Here is a 16,704-nt window from a genome sequence, read left to right as displayed (position 1 = left end):
GAAAAGTAATATCATAAAAAGGCATTTATATTTACATAGTCAAGAGATGAAAGGGGAAGTACTGTGAAGCTTAAAGAAGAATCCATAAAATGGGCTATTAACCATCTGCAATTAGAAAAAGATACAGATCTATTTCCAAGTCCCAAAGAAATTAATGTCTTTAACGATCTTAAGGAGAAGGTAATAACAAGGTTAAAAGATTATGACATAACACAACATCAATTTAGTCCCTCGCGAAGATTCGTTATACCTAAAACAGAACTGTCATATAGAATTGCAACTCAACTAGATCCAATTGATAGTCTTTTAATAGCAGCGGTTATCTTTGAATACGGTCATTTGATCGAAAATCGTAGGAGACCCAAGGAAGAAGAAACTGTATTTAGTTATAGATTCGCTCCAAAGGGAGATGGAACCTTTTATAGTAATGAAAATTCATGGAAAGAATTTTGGACATCGTGCTTACAAAAAAGTAAGAGAAAAAGATATGTAGTCCAAATGGATATATCAGATTTCTATAATCAGATATACCATCATACTGTGGAAAATCAATTAGGAGAATCAGGATTACCAAACTCAATAAATAAATTTATCATGCGTTTGCTGGAGGATATCACAAAAACTGTATCTAGAGGTATACCTATAGGACCACACTCTTCACATTTGCTTGCTGAAATGACCTTAATTCCAATTGACGATAGTTTATCCATAAAAGGAATTGACTTTTGTCGCTATGCAGATGATATTTATGTATTTTGCGACGATGAAAAAGAAGCACAAATTACTGTTTATCAGATGGCTGAAATATTGGATAAACAACAAAAACTTGTATTACAAAAGCAAAAGACCGACATCATCAAAGCGGAAACATTTACTCGAATTTGCGAAAATATGCTAAATGATAATCCGTTAAATGAAAATGAGGATCAAATGATTAAGGTTTTAAAAAAATATACCACTGGTTCCTATAAAGGAATAGATTTTAGACAACTGGACCCAGAGGATCAGGAATTGTTTGCTGATTATAACATCAATGAAGTTTTAGAAAAATATCTAAATGCAATAGAGCCAGATTATAAAAAAATAAGATGGTTATATAGAAGACTCGGTCAATTAGGTGCACCAGGTGGTATCGAATATACAATAGAAAATATCAATAGATTAATTCCAGCTATTAGTGATGTTTGTCATTATTTAATTACAGCAAGTAGAAACTTTGAAGATGACTTTCTAACATTAGGGGATCAGGTAGTAACAATGCTTGAGGATGAGCTTATTCAGGCTAACGAGTATTTCTATATAGCGATCTTGAACTTATTTGCATGCAATTCTGATCTAAATCATCTAAAAAAATTGCTTTCTTTATATAAGTCTTCTTCACCAGAAGCTAAAAGAAAGATTATTTTTGCCGCCCATGAAGCTGGAGCTTCTACATGGATAAGGGAACTCAAAGAACTATACTCGGCTTTAGATCCGTGGAGTCGTAGAGCCATGTTAATTGCATGTCAGATACTACCCGAAGATGAAAGAACTCACTATCTAAAGCACATTAAGAAAACACATCCTTTAAGTTTGTCAGAGGAGTTAATTTTAGAGTGGTCCATTAATAATAAAAAGTACAATATGGCTACAGTTGATGAATTGGATATGTAAAATGCTTTAACTAAAATTTCTTTTAAATTCGTACGGTATAAGTAATTCAGGGAGAACATGAACTTCTGATAACATAATATTCACGCTTCGATCCATTCGGCCCTCGGTCCGCCCGATGTATATCGAGGAAGTGGATTCAGCGGACACACCCGCGCCGGCTAACTGCGCAAGCGCAGCCGGACCCTCCGGGTCCTTAAGCTGGTGGGGAGTCGTGAATACAAGAACGTTAGACGACAGAATCAAAAACAATAGAAAAAGAGGGTCATATGGCCCTCTAAATACTAGAATTTTGCAATTCACTGAATAGTTGTAGAGCATCTTTGAAACCTTGTATGTAGATACTTCTTTCTAGGATGGATTGGAGAGAAATTTGGGCGTCTTCGTAAAGAAAAACCGTATGTTGAAGTTGATCGGGCAAAGCATCACGAAGCGTTTTGAAATATTGATCTGTCTCCGAAGAAAGCTGAGTGTACTCCTTATGACACTCCAGAAGCTCAGTATAGAGTAATTCTAAACGTATTCTTATAAGCGGCTCTGTTAATGATTCTAATGTATTAATCATATGTTATTCCTCCTTTGATTAACTCTATAGAGTTATTATATAACCTTATAAAGTTAATTACAAGGTGAATATTTGACTTTATAGAGTTAAAACTTCGCTTTTCGTTGATGATTGCTAATTTGGAAGATAAGATAGAACTATGGAGGGGAAAAGATGAACGTAATCAAGTGCAATATACGAGAACTCATGGCACAACATCGAATAGATGATATAACAGAATTGATGGCGAAATCGGGCTTAAGTCGGAATTCAATCAACAAGTTGTATAGGGGAACGAATATAGAAACAACAAAGCTGGAAACCTTATTCAAACTATGCGATACATTTAACTGCAAATTATCAGATTTAATTGAGTATGTACCGAAAGAAAACCAATAGTGAAGGCAGATTCGAGAAGCAATTTCATCGTATAACACAATATTCAGCGGCTCCTTTGGAGCCTTGGTCAGCGAATTAGGATTTGGAGAGGTATTTCAGTAGACCACTCCATTGGGTACATGAATGCAGAAACGTTATCCGAAAGAACCGAGTAATTTTATTGTACATCAAAGTTCTGAGTACTCTGGTTTAGAGAAGCAGAGCAAAACAGATGTACGGTTTGCTGACTGCATGTATTACGTTAATTTTTTCCCCTAAAGCTAGCGAGGGCGCATGAATTACAACCTGAGAATATTTCATAAAGGAGCTAGGGTTATGATTTGGATAGAGATGTCAAAGGACGAAGTACATGGGGGAGGAGAATGGGGATTTACAAAATGCCTTTGGTCACCAGCATATAAAATAGTAGGTGATACCAGACGTATATGGGCATATTGGGATAGTTTAATGCGAGTAAAAGAAGGGGATATTATCTTACATTTAAGAGGAGACTCAAATTCTAAATTCATCGGACATTCAATTGCTGAAACAGATGGCTTTACCACAACACTAAGACCACCTGATCCTGGACCAAATTGGAGTTACGCTGATACTTTTTATAGAGTGAATTTGAAAAAATTTGAACCATTTGATCAGACAATCGAATTAAGTACACTTTTTACTCAAAAAGAAAATCAATTGATGTATTATTTCAATGTAAATAAAGCTAAGAGTTCAGACGAAAAGAAACTCTTATTTTATGTAATTCAAAACGGAAATTTACGTAGACAAAATGGGGCATATCTATCTGAAGTGGATTCAGAATTATACAACATTTTATTTAGTAACAGTAATATTAATACTACTGTTAGAGAAAGATTGGTAATTGATCAGTCCAATACATATGAAAGTCAAAAAACTCTACCTATTAGAATAGGGCAAAGTAATTTTTCTAAAAATGTTCGCGATAATTTTAATCATATTTGTTGTTTTCCAAATTGTGAAGTTGCTGATAGCAGTTTTCTGATTGGAGCTCATATTGCTAGATGGTCTGATAATTCAGAATCAAGAGGAGATACATCCAATGGATTGTGCCTTTGCTTATTTCATGATAAAGCATTTGAAATTGGCTTATTTACTTTAGATGATAACTTATCTGTTTCTATAGATATTGAAAGACTATCTTATTATCATAGTCCAATAAATCAGATAATAGAATCTAATGGTCAAGCTATTAAAGATTCTAAAATACCAATAAATATTAAATATCTAAGGCATCATTGGGCTAGAATTGGATATAGACCATGAAAATAGCTTATAAGTAAAGTTATGGGGTACATTTAACTGCAAATTATATGATCTGATTGAATATGTACCTAGAGAAAATCAATAGTGAGGGCAGAGTCTAGAAGCGATTCCGTCGTATAACATAATATTCAAGCTGCGGCTCCGTTGGAGCCTTGGTCTGCGGGATGGATTTCGAAGAGGCATTTCAGCAGACAACCCTATTGGGGCTCATGAATACAGAAACGTTATATGAAATCCTAAAAAATGAGAGGAACAGAAATGACAACACAATTTAATTTTAATAAATTGAATAACATTTATGCAGAGGCTATCGCATCGGATGATAAAACATTAATCTTTGAAACCCAAGTTGGAAAAGGAAGATTCTTATTTATGATGTTTTTATCAGATGAAGACAAAGATTCAAAAGACAAATTATTTATATATCTGAGAAACACCAACCTTATAAAGCCTGTAAAGGTATATGGTAACCATAGTAAAGGTCAGTTTGAAGTATATATAAAAGATGAATTGAAAGAAGTTCTGATAAAGGAATTACAGCTAAATTCAAGTTCAGGTTCTTTTGATTTTAAGAACTTTCTTGAACAGCTTAATAGTAGCATTCCTCAAAGCATAAATCGTGACAACAAAATTACTGAATTAAGAAAAAGTAGAAGCATAATAAGCGAGTTAAAAGTAGTAGATGAAGCTGATAAAACAGTGTTAAAGCACGAAGTGAAACTTCCTGAAAACAAAAAGCCTCAAGATAAAACTTTAAGAAAATTATATGTTTATACTGATGGAGCTGTTGAAGATATAGCCGAGTTAATTCAACTGCTCAAGAAATTTAATATGACTGTGGCATGGACAACAAAAGACAAAGAAAATAACACTTTAAGTGTAAAAGCATTGTTGGGTAAGCTAAACAACTAAACGGACTTCATATAACATAATATTCACGCTGCGAGCCTACGCCCTGGGTCCGGCATTCGCCACCCAGCCTACGCTGGGTCGTGAATACAGGAACGTTAAGTGAAATTCCGAGGCAAAATTGAAAGGAAGCTAAAGGATGATTGATGGAGATCAAATAAGTGAATTTGAGACTGCAACAAAGTATCAAGAAGCCTTTTTGTCAACGAAAAGTGAGTGGGACAAAGGAAAGCGTGACTTGAGTATATGCTTGAATTTAGGTTTTATATCCTGGTATCTGAGCGTCGAATCTGGAAATACGTTTATTACTCAGGGGCTTAATGATAACGATTATGAAATCATTGAATTGACATTAAGCGAAGTTACAGAAGAAGGGATACGTAATTTCTCGACAGAGACGCAGTTTTTATTGATTTTCGGTTACATGATCACTTTGTTTCCTCATCATTTTGGAGACTATGAGTATTGGGAAAGCATAGGGAAAAACATGCTTTCAAAAGCATACGAGCTGGAACCAAGTGATCCAATAATTGAAATGGTTTTTCTTGCGGACAATATGAGAAGTGAAGGTTATAGAAATGCTTGTTTAAGATCTAAAGAACATATTAAAGAACATATTAAAGACAGATTTAAGAATAAAGGATTAATGGATAAATATTTTCAAGACGTATTTGATAGGTAATTCAGAGGAAGATCACTTAACATAATATTCACGCTGCGGACATTCGTCCTTGGTCCGGCAGGAGCCGGACACCTCAGCATATGCTGAGGTCGTGAATACAGGAACGTTATCTGAAAGACTAGCATTTAAGAAAACAGGTGAATAGAATGCCATTAATTCATGAGTTTCTTATAGCTCCTAAAATTGGCTTTGAATTAAATCAAATTGTTAGGAATAACAATGGGAGAATTAATAAAAGAAAATCAGGTATCGATTATTTAGTTGAATTAGATGATGATCTCTTTCAGTATTTTTCAGATACATTAAAGTGGATACCAAATGAAACTGAAAATAGATTCGGTTTGAATTACTGTGGGTTAACAGTTATGTATTCAAATGGAGCGAGTGTACTAAAGAAAATTATTACAGGTTGGTATGAGATATTTAAAAATGCTCCAAATGAAATAAAGTTAACAGGGAATTATTTTTGGAGAGACCAAATCGATAAAGGTGAATATGAAAAAATTGAAGTAAGAAAAGCTAATTTATTAAAAATTCTCTCTGAACTAATTACCTTATGTAATCTAGTTGAAGATAATGACGACTTAATAATATTACATCTAGGGATTTGACACTTTGAAAGAAGTTCTAGTAAGTTATTAGGTGTCAAGCACAGAAGCATATTCAGATAACACACGACCTGACCTAAGATAAGCTATCTAGGGTCAGGTCACGTCATAGAGGCGGAAATGTTAGATGAAAGCACCCAAATAAATAAAACCATCTAAAAAGGATGCAAAGAAAAGATGATTAAATCTATTAGTATTGATGAATGGAATGGGAGCACATTCAATGAAGAAATAGTTATGAATCCTACATGGGCAGACACTTTAAGATTTTTAAGAAAACTCGATGGAGATAAATTTACATTAGTCTTTTTTGAGGTATCAGACACAGATTCAGCATTAGTTGGAGGCGGACCGGAATATTTCATAGTGTCTATTACAATTGATGGTAATATATATACTCTTATGAACGATAAACAGGGAAACAATGAAATTCTTCTGGTTGCTGGTGGTCAGTTAGGCAATTATTGCGATAACATTTGTATAGGATTAATTCCTATGCTTGAAGTAATAAAGTATTATTATGAAACTGGAAAACTACTCGAAACACATAAATGGAAACAAGAATAATAATTACTTTGAATGCAACTCGAAGAAGTGGGTTAACGTCATCTAACATCGCATTCAACGCCTCTGACCGGGACAAGCCCGGCCCTTGGCCTGGAAGAGGCATTTCGGAGGAGCGGATTCACCGGACACATTAGACCTGCTAATTCGGACGAGCATTCCCGATGGTCATCTTAAGCTGCTTGAACTTCAGGAATACCCGAACGTTATGTGAAATCAACGGAATTATTTAAGGGGCAAACATATTGGTGTGACCGCTTGGAACTTTTTCTTACTTCACGTGCAAGTTGCAATAAAATGAAATGAAGTAGACGGAGCTGAGTGTCTACTTCATGTTCTTCTAAATTTTTGAAAATTAAATTACAGATGGATCAATGAATCTTTGGAGGTGCAGAATTCATCGTATCGTTAAGCTGGGTCACAAAAACATTTTCGTTCGGGCCTGGGTTATTTCGAAACATTTTCGCTTCTTCCACCAAAACTTCGTCTGTATCCGTGCCAAGTATCTTTATTGTTGCATCAATGAATGAAGCAAGCGGCATCGCCCGTGGTTCATCGTTGTTGCTTTGAACCCATGGGGGCACAATTTCTATTACTTTTACCGATGTGTCTTTAAGCATGTACCTTTGGGACAGCGTATAGGTATGAAGTGCTGCCTTCGTCGCGGAGTATACAGCAGTTGTCGCTAACGGTACAAATCCAAGTATTGAAGTCGTGTTGATGACAACTGCTTCTTCTTTGGACTTCAAATGCTCGATGAATGCAGAAGTCAACCGAATGGGACCTAGCAAGTTTGTAGTGACAGTCGAAATCAAAACATCCTCATCGATCTCGCCCGCCGCGTCATCGGACTGTATGATGCCGGCGTTGTTAACCAAGACATTAACATCCGGGTATTCTTCGATTAACTGCTTGGCGGCCGCCTCTATGCTGGCAGGATCTTGTACATTCAATTCCACTGCGGACATGCCGGGATTCGCTTTGATCGTCTCCTCCAGCCGCTCTTTACGTCGACCGGAGATAATAACTCTATTTCCAAGATTGTGGAGAGCTTCTGCTAACGCACGTCCAATTCCCAAACCGCCGCCTGTAATAAAGATCGTGTTTCCTGTAAGTTTCAATTTTTAAACGCTCCTAATTCATGTGAATTAAATCATTCCAAAGATTGTAAAGCAATAGCTTTCAGGATTACAGCTCCTCTAAAATTGAACATATGTTGAATCATCAACATAAATTTTATAAAGTGAATGTATCAGAGCGGTACATGGGGTTCAATGGTTAAAACAAGCGTGGTTGTTGATTTTTCAACAGAGAACTTCGAAGTGTTCATTTTTTCGGATAGTACAAAGGGGAGAAGAATATGGACAGGCGTATTCAAAAATCGAGGCAAGCCATTATTGATGCTTTTATGAGGCTGATGTCAGAAAAGGAATTCGAGAGAATTACGATCAATCAAATTGCGGAGGAAGCGAATGTCAATCGCGGAACGGTTTATTTGCATTTCGCTGACAAGTACGATCTGCGCGATCAATGCATGGAAGCTCAAATTAACGAGTTACTACGCAATTGTATGTCTGAAGATAACTTCTTTCATCTCCCTTCCAAAACCGCACTACTGCGCACGTTTGAATATTTGGAGCAGCATGCTTCATTCTACTCTATAATGCTGACGAACAAGGGAAGTACGGTTTTTCGGAACCAAATGGAGACAATGTTCCGGCAAAGTCTGTGCGAGCATCTGGATTCGATCAACCTCGATCAGGAAATGAATAGGGACATTACGGTGCAATTTTTAATTTCAGCGGCGGTAGGGGTATTGGAATGGTGGATTACCCGTTCGATATCGGTCATGGTTGAACAATTTTGGAAATTGCTGAATTGTGGTGTCGAGGGAAATGAACCAACATCGTCCATTTGAGTCTCTAATTTAGAGGCTTTATACACAAACGTTATCAGAAATTCTTTAATTACTAAAACATAATAATAAGATTTCAAAAGTACTAAAAACTATAGTATAAAGAACACGAAAGATCTGGAGGTCATTTTATGGATATACTCTTTGCCAATTATGGGATTAATATAGTTCGAAGAGATGGGAGAATATTCATTATTTTTGATGCTGGTGGAATAGTGGTTCAAATGATAGAAATAGAAATAACAGAAGAAGAGTCACTAAAAGCTCAGAAAAGTGAAAGAGATGCATATGAACTAATAATCAAACTACAAAATGAAAAAAGACCATATAAGAAAATTCACTGATTAAAAAATTTGCGGATTGATTTTGAATGCATAGTGAAGAAGTTCGGTAACTTCTGATAACATAAAATTCAAGCATCGAATCCTGTGTAAGGAAAAAAGTAAAAAGACAATGGAGGTATGTTTGGTGCTGACATTAGAAAAAGCTAGAAAAAATGATGCACAAAAACTTGCTGAAATACAAAAGGCCAGTTTTGAGGATGAATCAAAGCATTTTAATAACAACGAAATCGTTGGGCCAATAGGATATGACTCCATAAGTTGGCAAGAAGAGATGATGCAAAATTGCGAATATTTCAAGGTGCTCTTTAATGGAGAAATAATCGGGGGAGCTTTGATATTCGTAGAATGTAATCAAGTGCATAATCTAGGAAGACTCTTTATTGATCCAAATTATAAAAATCAAGGAATCGGAACGAAGGTGATGGAGAAAATTGAAAGTGAATTTCCAGACAGCACTGAATGGTGGCTGGATACTCCTAGCTGGAGTGTGAAGAATCATCACTTCTACTCAAAGTGTGGGTTTACTAAAGTTAGAGAAGAAGGTGACTTATACATTTTTAAAAAGACTTTATAAACTTATGTAATGTACAAACGTTATGAGACATCAGTGCTAAGTGTTACCAAGAAGATATTTAATGAGAAGAGTGAAAGGGAGGATTTACAATGAAGATTGATTTTGCGATTGAATCAGATTATGAGTATATCTCGTTAAGAGACAAGCACATACATAAGACACTGATAAGACCAAAAATAAAAGAAAATGAAATTCTAATAATCAGAGAATCCAATCAAGAAATAGGTTGGATGAGATACGGATTTTTTTGGGACAATACACCATTTATGAATATGATATGGATAGATGAGGAGTATAGAGGAACAGGTATTGGTAAAAAAGTTGTCCACTATTGGGAAGAATTAATGAAACAAAAAGGATTTGAAATGGTCATGACCTCAACACAGTCGAATGAAGGAGCTCAACATTTTTATAGGAAGCTTGGATATAGAGATGCTGGATGTTTAATGTTTGAGAATGAACCTCTGGAAATAATATTGACAAAGGATTTAAACAAAAATTAACGTTGAGGAAATCGTGGAAGGCACTGACATCTGACAACATAATATTCGGGCTGCGGCTCCGTTGGAGCCTTGGTTACAGGATGGGTTTCGGAGAGGGATTTCATCATACAACCCCTGACGGGGCCCATGAATAAAGAAGTGTTATCTGAAATACGACAATTCATTTATTTATAGGAGGCAAGAGCAATGAATCGACTAAATCTAAGTACAATAATTAGTTCTTTCATATTAGGTCTCTCTATTGTTATTACTGGCTTGTTTATTAGTCATTCCGGAGACAGAGAACTGAACAAAAACGGAACAAATCATAAAGAATATAAACCACTAATGACAATCAAAGAAACAGCTGGTTACTTAAATATAACTGAACCCCAAGTAAGAACAATCATTTCTAGTGAGGAAAATATGTTAGAGACCACTGGTTCATATTCTGGTAAGATGTTTCCCCTTATTAGAATTGGAACTGATATTTATATAAGTACAGATGGATTAAATGAATGGTTAAAGGAGTCCACAACACAGAGAACACAATATTAGAGAAAACACTCGAAGAAGGCCGTACATCAGATAACATATATCATGTTATATGAAATATATGCAAAAGTTAACTTTGTGAAATAATGAAAGGAAGCAAGAATGAAGAGATATATTGAATCTTCTTTCTATTTACCGTTTTTTGATTTGATAGATGATACAGATGGGGTGTTTAGTTTAGAGGAATTAATGAGACAACTAAATATAAGATTTAATATTATGGAATTATATAACCAGTATTTATCATATGGAGAGGGTGTTTCCAGAGCAGGGAAGGGAGATGTTTTTGTGTTTTTCACGAAATACGATAAGAATAGTTTTATATTAATAGATTTGTTCAATGACTTTACTGATCAACATAACATGGTGAAATTAGGAGTTCGTTGTGAAATTAATCATGATAAGCGAATAAGGGATATCCTCAATAATATTCACTTAAGGGCAGAGATCAAAAGTAAAATGAATGAGAGTAATGATGATTTACTGAAGTTGGATACCAACAGTGAAGATTATCCAAAAGAGATTCGTTATGGGGATCACATATACATAAAGAACATCTATTATAACACCATATAGGCATTATGCCAGCAGTTAAAGAAGGCAGATACATTATATAACATAATATTCAAGCCGCGGCTCCGAATGGAGCCTTGGTCTGCGTGATGGATTTCGCAGAGCATTTTAGCAGACAGCCCCTTTGGGGTTCATGAATACAGAGGTGTTAGATGAAAATCACCATGTAAACCAAGTTAAAAAGGAGTGGAGGATAGTATGGCGAACACCATTTCATTACCAAAACAATTAAATGATGTAGTTGACCCCATAGGTATGTCAAATGGATTAACTTCAGTTTTTATTGAAGTTCTAGCTATTAGTGGATCAATACTAGCTAAAACGAATCGAGAAAAAGAAATAATTATTTGGCTAGCACAAAGGGATCAGTCTGTAGTTGGAATAGGAACAGTTGGTTTTGATATTGATGAAATGCCTTGGACTATAGACTCCTTTGAAAGCGAGAAAAATTTTATACTAGATACGATTTCAAATGCAGCAGATGGCTTAGGGTGGGACAAATTAAGCTATAAACCACGTCAAGATTGGGTTGTTAATTGTTTGAATCAATTTGGCTTAATGGTTAAAGTATTTAATAAAGAAGATGTTGACATGGACAATTATATAGAATGGTCAGAAATTGAAGAGGGGGATGATAACCCTACAATTCCAAGAGGGTATCCCAAATGCGAAAAGCATAACATCTATTTAAATTGCCATGGATGTATACTTTGCAATAATGGAAGCTGAATTAAGGACTGTAGGTATTCCATAGAAGATGTAATGATCATATAACATAATATTCATGCTTCGGGTCATGCAGTGGCCTTGGTCTGCCAGAGGGATTTCGAAGAGGCAGGAGCAGACAGAAATTCCCTGATGGAGTCATGAATACAGAAACGTTGGGCGAAATATTGTGATCATACAATGAAGTTCGGGGAGAGCCATGAAGATTTTCTTAAAAAAAGTAGATGAAAATAAACTTGATGTACTGTCAGTAGATATGGAAATTAACATAAGAAAAGAATACAAAAATATAACAAGACACAATGGGCGAATGGTCCATGTTATTGATTGGAGGATAGCTTTATATATAAACGGAAATAAGTTGCACGAAGATGAAGTGTTTGTTGAAGACGAATTTTTAAAATCATTAATTTGTCCAGGAAAGTATCCTATGTTCACTTGTACTTGCGGTATATTTGGTTGTGGGGGATACTATGTTGAAGTCAGTCATGAGGATGATAGATTGTTTTGGTTAACTGAGCAATCGCCTTTTAAGGAACAATTCGTTAAGACTTCTAATAAATTTGCTTTCTCTTGGGATCAAATAATAGATTTTTTAGAAGAATTAATACATAAATTTGATGATCTAAAGAGCATAATGATTACGTATGGCTTGAATTTTCAATATGATGTAGAAAGATATAGAGGAGTAATTAAAACGATAAAAGAGCGAGCAAATCAGAAAAATAATAATTAAAGCAGATTCAAAGAAGTTACAATGCTTCACCTAACATTACATTCAACGCTAAGGGCCGAGGCAAGTCGACCCTTGGTCCAAGAAGCATTAGGCGAGGAAGTGACTGATAGGACAAGCCTGCACCGACTAAGCGCATCACGCTAGGCCTTCGGCCTTTAAGTCGGTGAGGATTTGTGAATACATCAACGTTAAGTGAAATCTATATATGATAATCAACAAGGAGAAACCAATGACAACGATAAATACTCTACAAACTAAACTTTATAGCCGATATGATGAATTTGACCCAGAGCAAGATGGGAATAAGAACACAAAATTTGCAGATTTAATTATTGATGGAAGATCACTTTACCAAATGCTCAAGAAGCACGATATGGTTCCATCCTTAGGATGGGGAAGCGAAGATCACCAAAAAGAAATGATTCAATACTTTTTGCTAAAGAAACCACATGAGCATATGTATTATAGATATCCAATACTTGTATGTCCTTGGTGTGGAGATGAAGAGTGTGGTTATATCTCAGTGAAAATTGACAGGGAAGAAGAAATTGTAATATGGAAGGATTTCAAGTTGGAGCATGAGAACAAATCAATAAATCTAGGTCCCTTTTATTTTGAATGGGAAAACTATGAAAGAGTTATTAATAATACTTTTAGAATAATAGAAAAATAATAATGTACACTGATTTGTAGAAGGCAAAGACATCACTTAACATCATATTCAAGCAGCGACTTTTACGGTGCCTTAGTCTGCGAGATAGATTTCGAGAAGGCATTTCAGCAGACAACCCCTGACGGAGCTCATGAATACAAGCGTTATAGAAAAGGGACGCAAACCATAAAAAGAAGGTGTTTAAGTTGTTTGGTTTATTTAAGAAAAAGAAAACAATATTTGAAAATCAACTAAACAAACTTTCTGAATTGGGCATCTTCATGAGTGCAGATTTAAAGAAAGAATTACTTTTGGAAGAATTTTCGAGAAATGAATATGAAGAAGATCCCTACAACTTGCTACTACTTACTTTAGGTGGAGAAGTTGAAGTGAATGGTGAATTTATAAATGTATCTGAGGAAATTTGGTATTTAGATACTGAATGTATTGAGGACCATGGAGACTATGCAAGAATAATAATACGATTAGAGAATATGACAAAACTTAATTTAAATAATATAACGGATTACGTAGATATTCAGAATGGTACTGCATGGGTTTCTTTTGAATATATGAATGAACTTATCAGATGGGAAATGAAAGTAGATGATGATTGGTTGGATATGGAGATATTCAAGAAATTTAACGAACTAATAAAGACTGAACAATCCATGAAATTGTATATTTCAATTTTAGATCAAGGTTGCCTAATGGGCTATTTTAATAAAGAACAAGTAATTGAAATAAATAAATTAACAAAATACAAATTTGAAGAATATTAGTAAGTATATCAGTAGGCGTCCCTATCCTATAACAACATATTCAACGCTGTGTGGCTATGACTTCTTGGTCCGGAGCGAAGTTTAAAGTAGCGGTTTCGAAGAAGTAGATTTATTAGCAGGAGAGTATATTCGCCGATAACCCTTTACTGCCTAACCGAGGAGGATTTTGGGGAGGTGTTTTCAGCAGACAACCCCTTTGGGGTTCATGAATGCGGAAACGTTATGAGAAATTGCGAAGGACATTAAAAATCAAAACAAATAGGAGTTACACTACATTTTATGAGGTGACAAACATTGAATACAACGGATGAAGAGTACGTTACATTAGAGCATTTTTTCGCAATGTTTTATAGCAATTATGATTCAGATATAAAAATGTTGAAAGAATATACAGAGCTCTATAAACAAATGGAATCAGGTGAAGTCATTAATGAATTAATTGACCAACTGAATGATTTTGAGTTATGTGTCGAAAGTGGGATATTTAAAGACATATTAGACCATTATGGAAACAAAATGAAGGTTGAAGATTTTAGAAAGAATATCAGAGGGCTTTTAGAAGATTTGAGTAGATAATGTGTAGGTAACTCAATGTAAATTCTCATAACAAACTATTATTGCTGCAAGCCTGACGGCCTTGGTCTGCAAGAGGCATTCCGGGGAGGTTTGATCAGGCAGACAAAGACAACCTCTTGAGGGGTTCATGATTTCAGGAACGTTAAGCGAAGTCATTGCTGGGTATAGAGAGGGAAAAGCATGCATATCAAAGGAGTAATTCTTGAGGGATTTTCTAATGCGGGTAAGACATCGGTATTGAGGGCTATTAAGCAGTACCAATCACAGGATGAATCGGCAGAGAGAAGTGTAGTTATTCTTGGTGAACATTACACACAAATATTGAATAACAAGCATGGGAAGTTTTTAAGATTATCTCAAGAAGAGCATTTAACCTTACTGAAGGAAAGAACAGAAATGTTAACAAAGCTCAATGAATGGGCTGTACAGTTAGGGCCTGCATCAAGAAGGGCCAGAGGACTATTTTACGTTTTAGAAAGATTCCACCTTAATCACAGGGTAGCTTTCTCCAACTCAGACCACATTGAAGTCATGACAATTGAAGAAAAACTCGTATCTCTAGGTGCAGAGTGCATATTGCTAACTATTTCTCCTGAAATGGCTGAAGAAAGAATTATAAGCAGAAATCCAAGTGAATGGATAAACAAGCCTGAAGCAGTAAAAATGTCAGTAAACGAATTATTGGAAACACAAAATATGTTAAGAGAACAAGCCAAACAATCGAAAGTGCCTACAAGAGAAATCAATACAGATGATAAAGACTGGAACAGATGTGTCAGAATAATCATGGAAGGCAATGACATTGCTTAACATCATATTCAAGCAGCAGCTACTGACGGAGCCTTGGCCTGATAGGTCGATTTCGAAGAGGAATTTCAGCAGACACCCCCTTTGGGGTTCATGAATACAGGAACGTTATGCGAAACCTCAGTAAATTAAATACGGTATGGAAGTGAATTGATGGAGGGACCAATCATAACTTGTATGAGTATAGGCGTTTATGCTCATGCACTTACAAGAGGTAATAAATACATCGTAAAAAATGAGGACAGGGATAAGTATAGAATCATTGGAAACCACGGGAAAGCAGTTTGGATATCAAAAGCATTTTTTATTGAAGGAAATATAGAAGTGCCTTATTTAGAAACATGGAAGTTTGATGATGATCCAAAGGAGTTTGATTTGGTGGAGGTGACCCTTACCTTTTCGGATGGAAGTGAACGGTGGAGTTTGGTGACAACCCCTCAAAAATTAGTAAATCACTTTAAAAAAGAAATGGAATCACCAGGATTTAATATTAAACATCTAATTATAACGAATACAATGGACCACGACGATATTGAAAAAACATTGAAATATTTAGAGGTAAATGATGAATTAACAGAAGCAAGCAAATCTTTGGAACGTTGATTCGGAGAGGATAGAGGAATCGCATAACATTATATTCAAGCTGCGTCCACAATTGAGCCTAGGTCTGGGAGTTGAATTTCGAAGAGGGATTTCAGCAGACAACCCCTTTGGGGTTCATGAATACAGAAACGTTAGGTGAAACCTTTGAGAATCTAGAAATGAGGTAACTTTAATGATGCAATACAGAATCCGACCAATAATAGAAGATGATGTGTTTTTTTTATGGGAGATGTTATATGAATCATTATTTGTCCCAGAAGGTCAAGAGCCATTCGATAAAGCGATAATAAAAGACCCTTATATATCAAAGTATATTGAAGGTTGGGGAAGAGAGGGGGATTTTGGATTTATAGCAATGAACCATGAGGGTGAACCCGTCGGATCAATAACAGTTCGATATTTTAACGAGGATAATAAGGGATTTGGATTTATTGATAATGATGTACCCGAACTAGGAATGGCTTTGTTAAAAGAATACAGGGGAAGAAAAATCGGAATGGCCTTAATGGATGAATTATTTAAAGAAGCTAGGAAGAGGAATATAAAAAAATTATCCCTCAGTGTTGATCCGAGCAATGCAGCGGCAATGAAACTCTACGAGAGATTCGGATTTAAAGAAGTTGGGAAAGTTGATTCATCAATCACGATGGTTGTCGATTTGAGAAGTTAAAATACAGTAGTAATAGGGATTATTTTAAGGAACTCAAAAGAGATCAAGGGTATCGCCTAACATCAT

Annotated in this window: 23 protein-coding genes; 21 read left to right on the top strand and 2 right to left on the bottom strand. The window is 35.5% G+C overall.

The annotated features are described in order from the left end of the window. Positions 1-63 precede the first annotated feature (63 nt). Positions 64-1,653 (top strand): RNA-directed DNA polymerase, encoded by a 1,590-nt coding sequence (locus NLX82_RS05055; RefSeq protein ID WP_254347552.1) that lies wholly within the window; start codon positions 64-66, stop codon positions 1,651-1,653. Positions 1,654-1,927: 274 nt separating this feature from the next. Here the strand turns inward: NLX82_RS05055 and NLX82_RS05050 are convergent, their stop codons facing one another. Beyond that, positions 1,928-2,215: a DUF6809 family protein gene (locus tag NLX82_RS05050; protein ID WP_029515468.1), complete on the bottom strand. Its 288-nt coding sequence runs from the start codon at positions 2,213-2,215 to the stop codon at positions 1,928-1,930. A gap of 153 nt (positions 2,216-2,368) precedes the next feature. Here NLX82_RS05050 and NLX82_RS05045 point away from each other — a divergent pair, with 153 nt between their 5' ends. From NLX82_RS05045 to NLX82_RS05020, 6 genes are all read left to right on the top strand, one after another. Next, positions 2,369-2,593 carry a helix-turn-helix domain-containing protein gene (locus NLX82_RS05045; RefSeq protein WP_029515467.1) on the top strand — a complete coding sequence of 75 codons (225 nt, stop codon included), beginning with the start codon at positions 2,369-2,371 and terminating at the stop codon, positions 2,591-2,593. 315 nt (positions 2,594-2,908) lie between these two features. Continuing rightward, positions 2,909-3,880, top strand: coding sequence for an HNH endonuclease (locus NLX82_RS05040; protein WP_254347551.1), 972 nt, complete (start codon positions 2,909-2,911; stop codon positions 3,878-3,880). A 258-nt stretch (positions 3,881-4,138) separates the two neighbouring features. Continuing rightward, positions 4,139-4,792 (top strand): hypothetical protein, encoded by a 654-nt coding sequence (locus NLX82_RS05035; RefSeq protein WP_254347550.1) that lies wholly within the window; start codon positions 4,139-4,141, stop codon positions 4,790-4,792. 136 nt (positions 4,793-4,928) lie between these two features. After that, on the top strand, positions 4,929-5,471 hold the full coding sequence (locus NLX82_RS05030) for a hypothetical protein (protein ID WP_254347549.1): 543 nt from the start codon (positions 4,929-4,931) through the stop codon (positions 5,469-5,471). A gap of 146 nt (positions 5,472-5,617) precedes the next feature. Next, positions 5,618-6,082, top strand: a complete 465-nt coding sequence (locus NLX82_RS05025; protein ID WP_254347548.1) for a hypothetical protein — start codon at positions 5,618-5,620, stop codon at positions 6,080-6,082. Positions 6,083-6,256: 174 nt separating this feature from the next. Continuing rightward, the gene (locus NLX82_RS05020) at positions 6,257-6,646 is read left to right on the top strand and encodes a hypothetical protein (RefSeq protein ID WP_254347547.1); all 390 of its coding nucleotides are present in this window, start codon (positions 6,257-6,259) and stop codon (positions 6,644-6,646) included. 368 nt (positions 6,647-7,014) lie between these two features. Here the strand turns inward: NLX82_RS05020 and NLX82_RS05015 are convergent, their stop codons facing one another. Continuing rightward, the gene (locus tag NLX82_RS05015; RefSeq protein WP_254347546.1) at positions 7,015-7,764 is read right to left on the bottom strand and encodes an SDR family oxidoreductase; all 750 of its coding nucleotides are present in this window, start codon (positions 7,762-7,764) and stop codon (positions 7,015-7,017) included. 239 nt (positions 7,765-8,003) lie between these two features. Here NLX82_RS05015 and NLX82_RS05010 point away from each other — a divergent pair, with 239 nt between their 5' ends. From NLX82_RS05010 to NLX82_RS04945, 14 genes are all read left to right on the top strand, one after another. Next, entirely contained in the window at positions 8,004-8,561 is a 558-nt protein-coding gene (locus tag NLX82_RS05010) for a TetR/AcrR family transcriptional regulator (RefSeq protein ID WP_160789281.1), read from the top strand. Between the two features lie 128 nt (positions 8,562-8,689). After that, positions 8,690-8,902 (top strand): hypothetical protein, encoded by a 213-nt coding sequence (locus NLX82_RS05005; protein ID WP_254347545.1) that lies wholly within the window; start codon positions 8,690-8,692, stop codon positions 8,900-8,902. A 124-nt stretch (positions 8,903-9,026) separates the two neighbouring features. Continuing rightward, positions 9,027-9,476, top strand: coding sequence for a GNAT family N-acetyltransferase (locus tag NLX82_RS05000; protein ID WP_254347544.1), 450 nt, complete (start codon positions 9,027-9,029; stop codon positions 9,474-9,476). A gap of 89 nt (positions 9,477-9,565) precedes the next feature. Beyond that, a complete protein-coding gene (locus NLX82_RS04995; RefSeq protein ID WP_254347543.1) occupies positions 9,566-9,979 on the top strand; it encodes a GNAT family N-acetyltransferase in 414 nt (137 codons plus the stop codon). Between the two features lie 186 nt (positions 9,980-10,165). Then, positions 10,166-10,516 carry a MerR family transcriptional regulator gene (locus NLX82_RS04990; RefSeq protein WP_023989601.1) on the top strand — a complete coding sequence of 117 codons (351 nt, stop codon included), beginning with the start codon at positions 10,166-10,168 and terminating at the stop codon, positions 10,514-10,516. A gap of 99 nt (positions 10,517-10,615) precedes the next feature. Continuing rightward, positions 10,616-11,089 carry a hypothetical protein gene (locus NLX82_RS04985; RefSeq protein ID WP_254347542.1) on the top strand — a complete coding sequence of 158 codons (474 nt, stop codon included), beginning with the start codon at positions 10,616-10,618 and terminating at the stop codon, positions 11,087-11,089. A 195-nt stretch (positions 11,090-11,284) separates the two neighbouring features. Further along, positions 11,285-11,815, top strand: a complete 531-nt coding sequence (locus tag NLX82_RS04980; protein WP_254347541.1) for a hypothetical protein — start codon at positions 11,285-11,287, stop codon at positions 11,813-11,815. Positions 11,816-12,011: 196 nt separating this feature from the next. After that, positions 12,012-12,548, top strand: a complete 537-nt coding sequence (locus tag NLX82_RS04975; protein WP_254347540.1) for a hypothetical protein — start codon at positions 12,012-12,014, stop codon at positions 12,546-12,548. Between the two features lie 229 nt (positions 12,549-12,777). Continuing rightward, on the top strand, positions 12,778-13,221 hold the full coding sequence (locus tag NLX82_RS04970) for an oxidoreductase (protein ID WP_068942477.1): 444 nt from the start codon (positions 12,778-12,780) through the stop codon (positions 13,219-13,221). A 176-nt stretch (positions 13,222-13,397) separates the two neighbouring features. Continuing rightward, complete coding sequence (locus NLX82_RS04965; protein WP_226887736.1) at positions 13,398-13,982, top strand: hypothetical protein; 585 nt, start codon at positions 13,398-13,400, stop codon at positions 13,980-13,982. A gap of 294 nt (positions 13,983-14,276) precedes the next feature. Then, positions 14,277-14,558, top strand: a complete 282-nt coding sequence (locus NLX82_RS04960; RefSeq protein WP_068942473.1) for a hypothetical protein — start codon at positions 14,277-14,279, stop codon at positions 14,556-14,558. Between the two features lie 180 nt (positions 14,559-14,738). After that, positions 14,739-15,368 carry a hypothetical protein gene (locus NLX82_RS04955; protein ID WP_068942471.1) on the top strand — a complete coding sequence of 210 codons (630 nt, stop codon included), beginning with the start codon at positions 14,739-14,741 and terminating at the stop codon, positions 15,366-15,368. A 150-nt stretch (positions 15,369-15,518) separates the two neighbouring features. After that, entirely contained in the window at positions 15,519-15,968 is a 450-nt protein-coding gene (locus NLX82_RS04950; protein WP_254347539.1) for an immunity 8 family protein, read from the top strand. A 172-nt stretch (positions 15,969-16,140) separates the two neighbouring features. Further along, the gene (locus tag NLX82_RS04945; protein WP_028542549.1) at positions 16,141-16,638 is read left to right on the top strand and encodes a GNAT family N-acetyltransferase; all 498 of its coding nucleotides are present in this window, start codon (positions 16,141-16,143) and stop codon (positions 16,636-16,638) included. Positions 16,639-16,704: the final 66 nt, after the last annotated feature.

Origin of the sequence: Paenibacillus sp. A3M_27_13, assembly GCF_024213315.1 — a bacterium.
Taxonomy (GTDB): domain Bacteria; phylum Bacillota; class Bacilli; order Paenibacillales; family Paenibacillaceae; genus Paenibacillus; species Paenibacillus polymyxa_B.
This window is presented reverse-complemented; position numbering and strand designations above follow the sequence as displayed.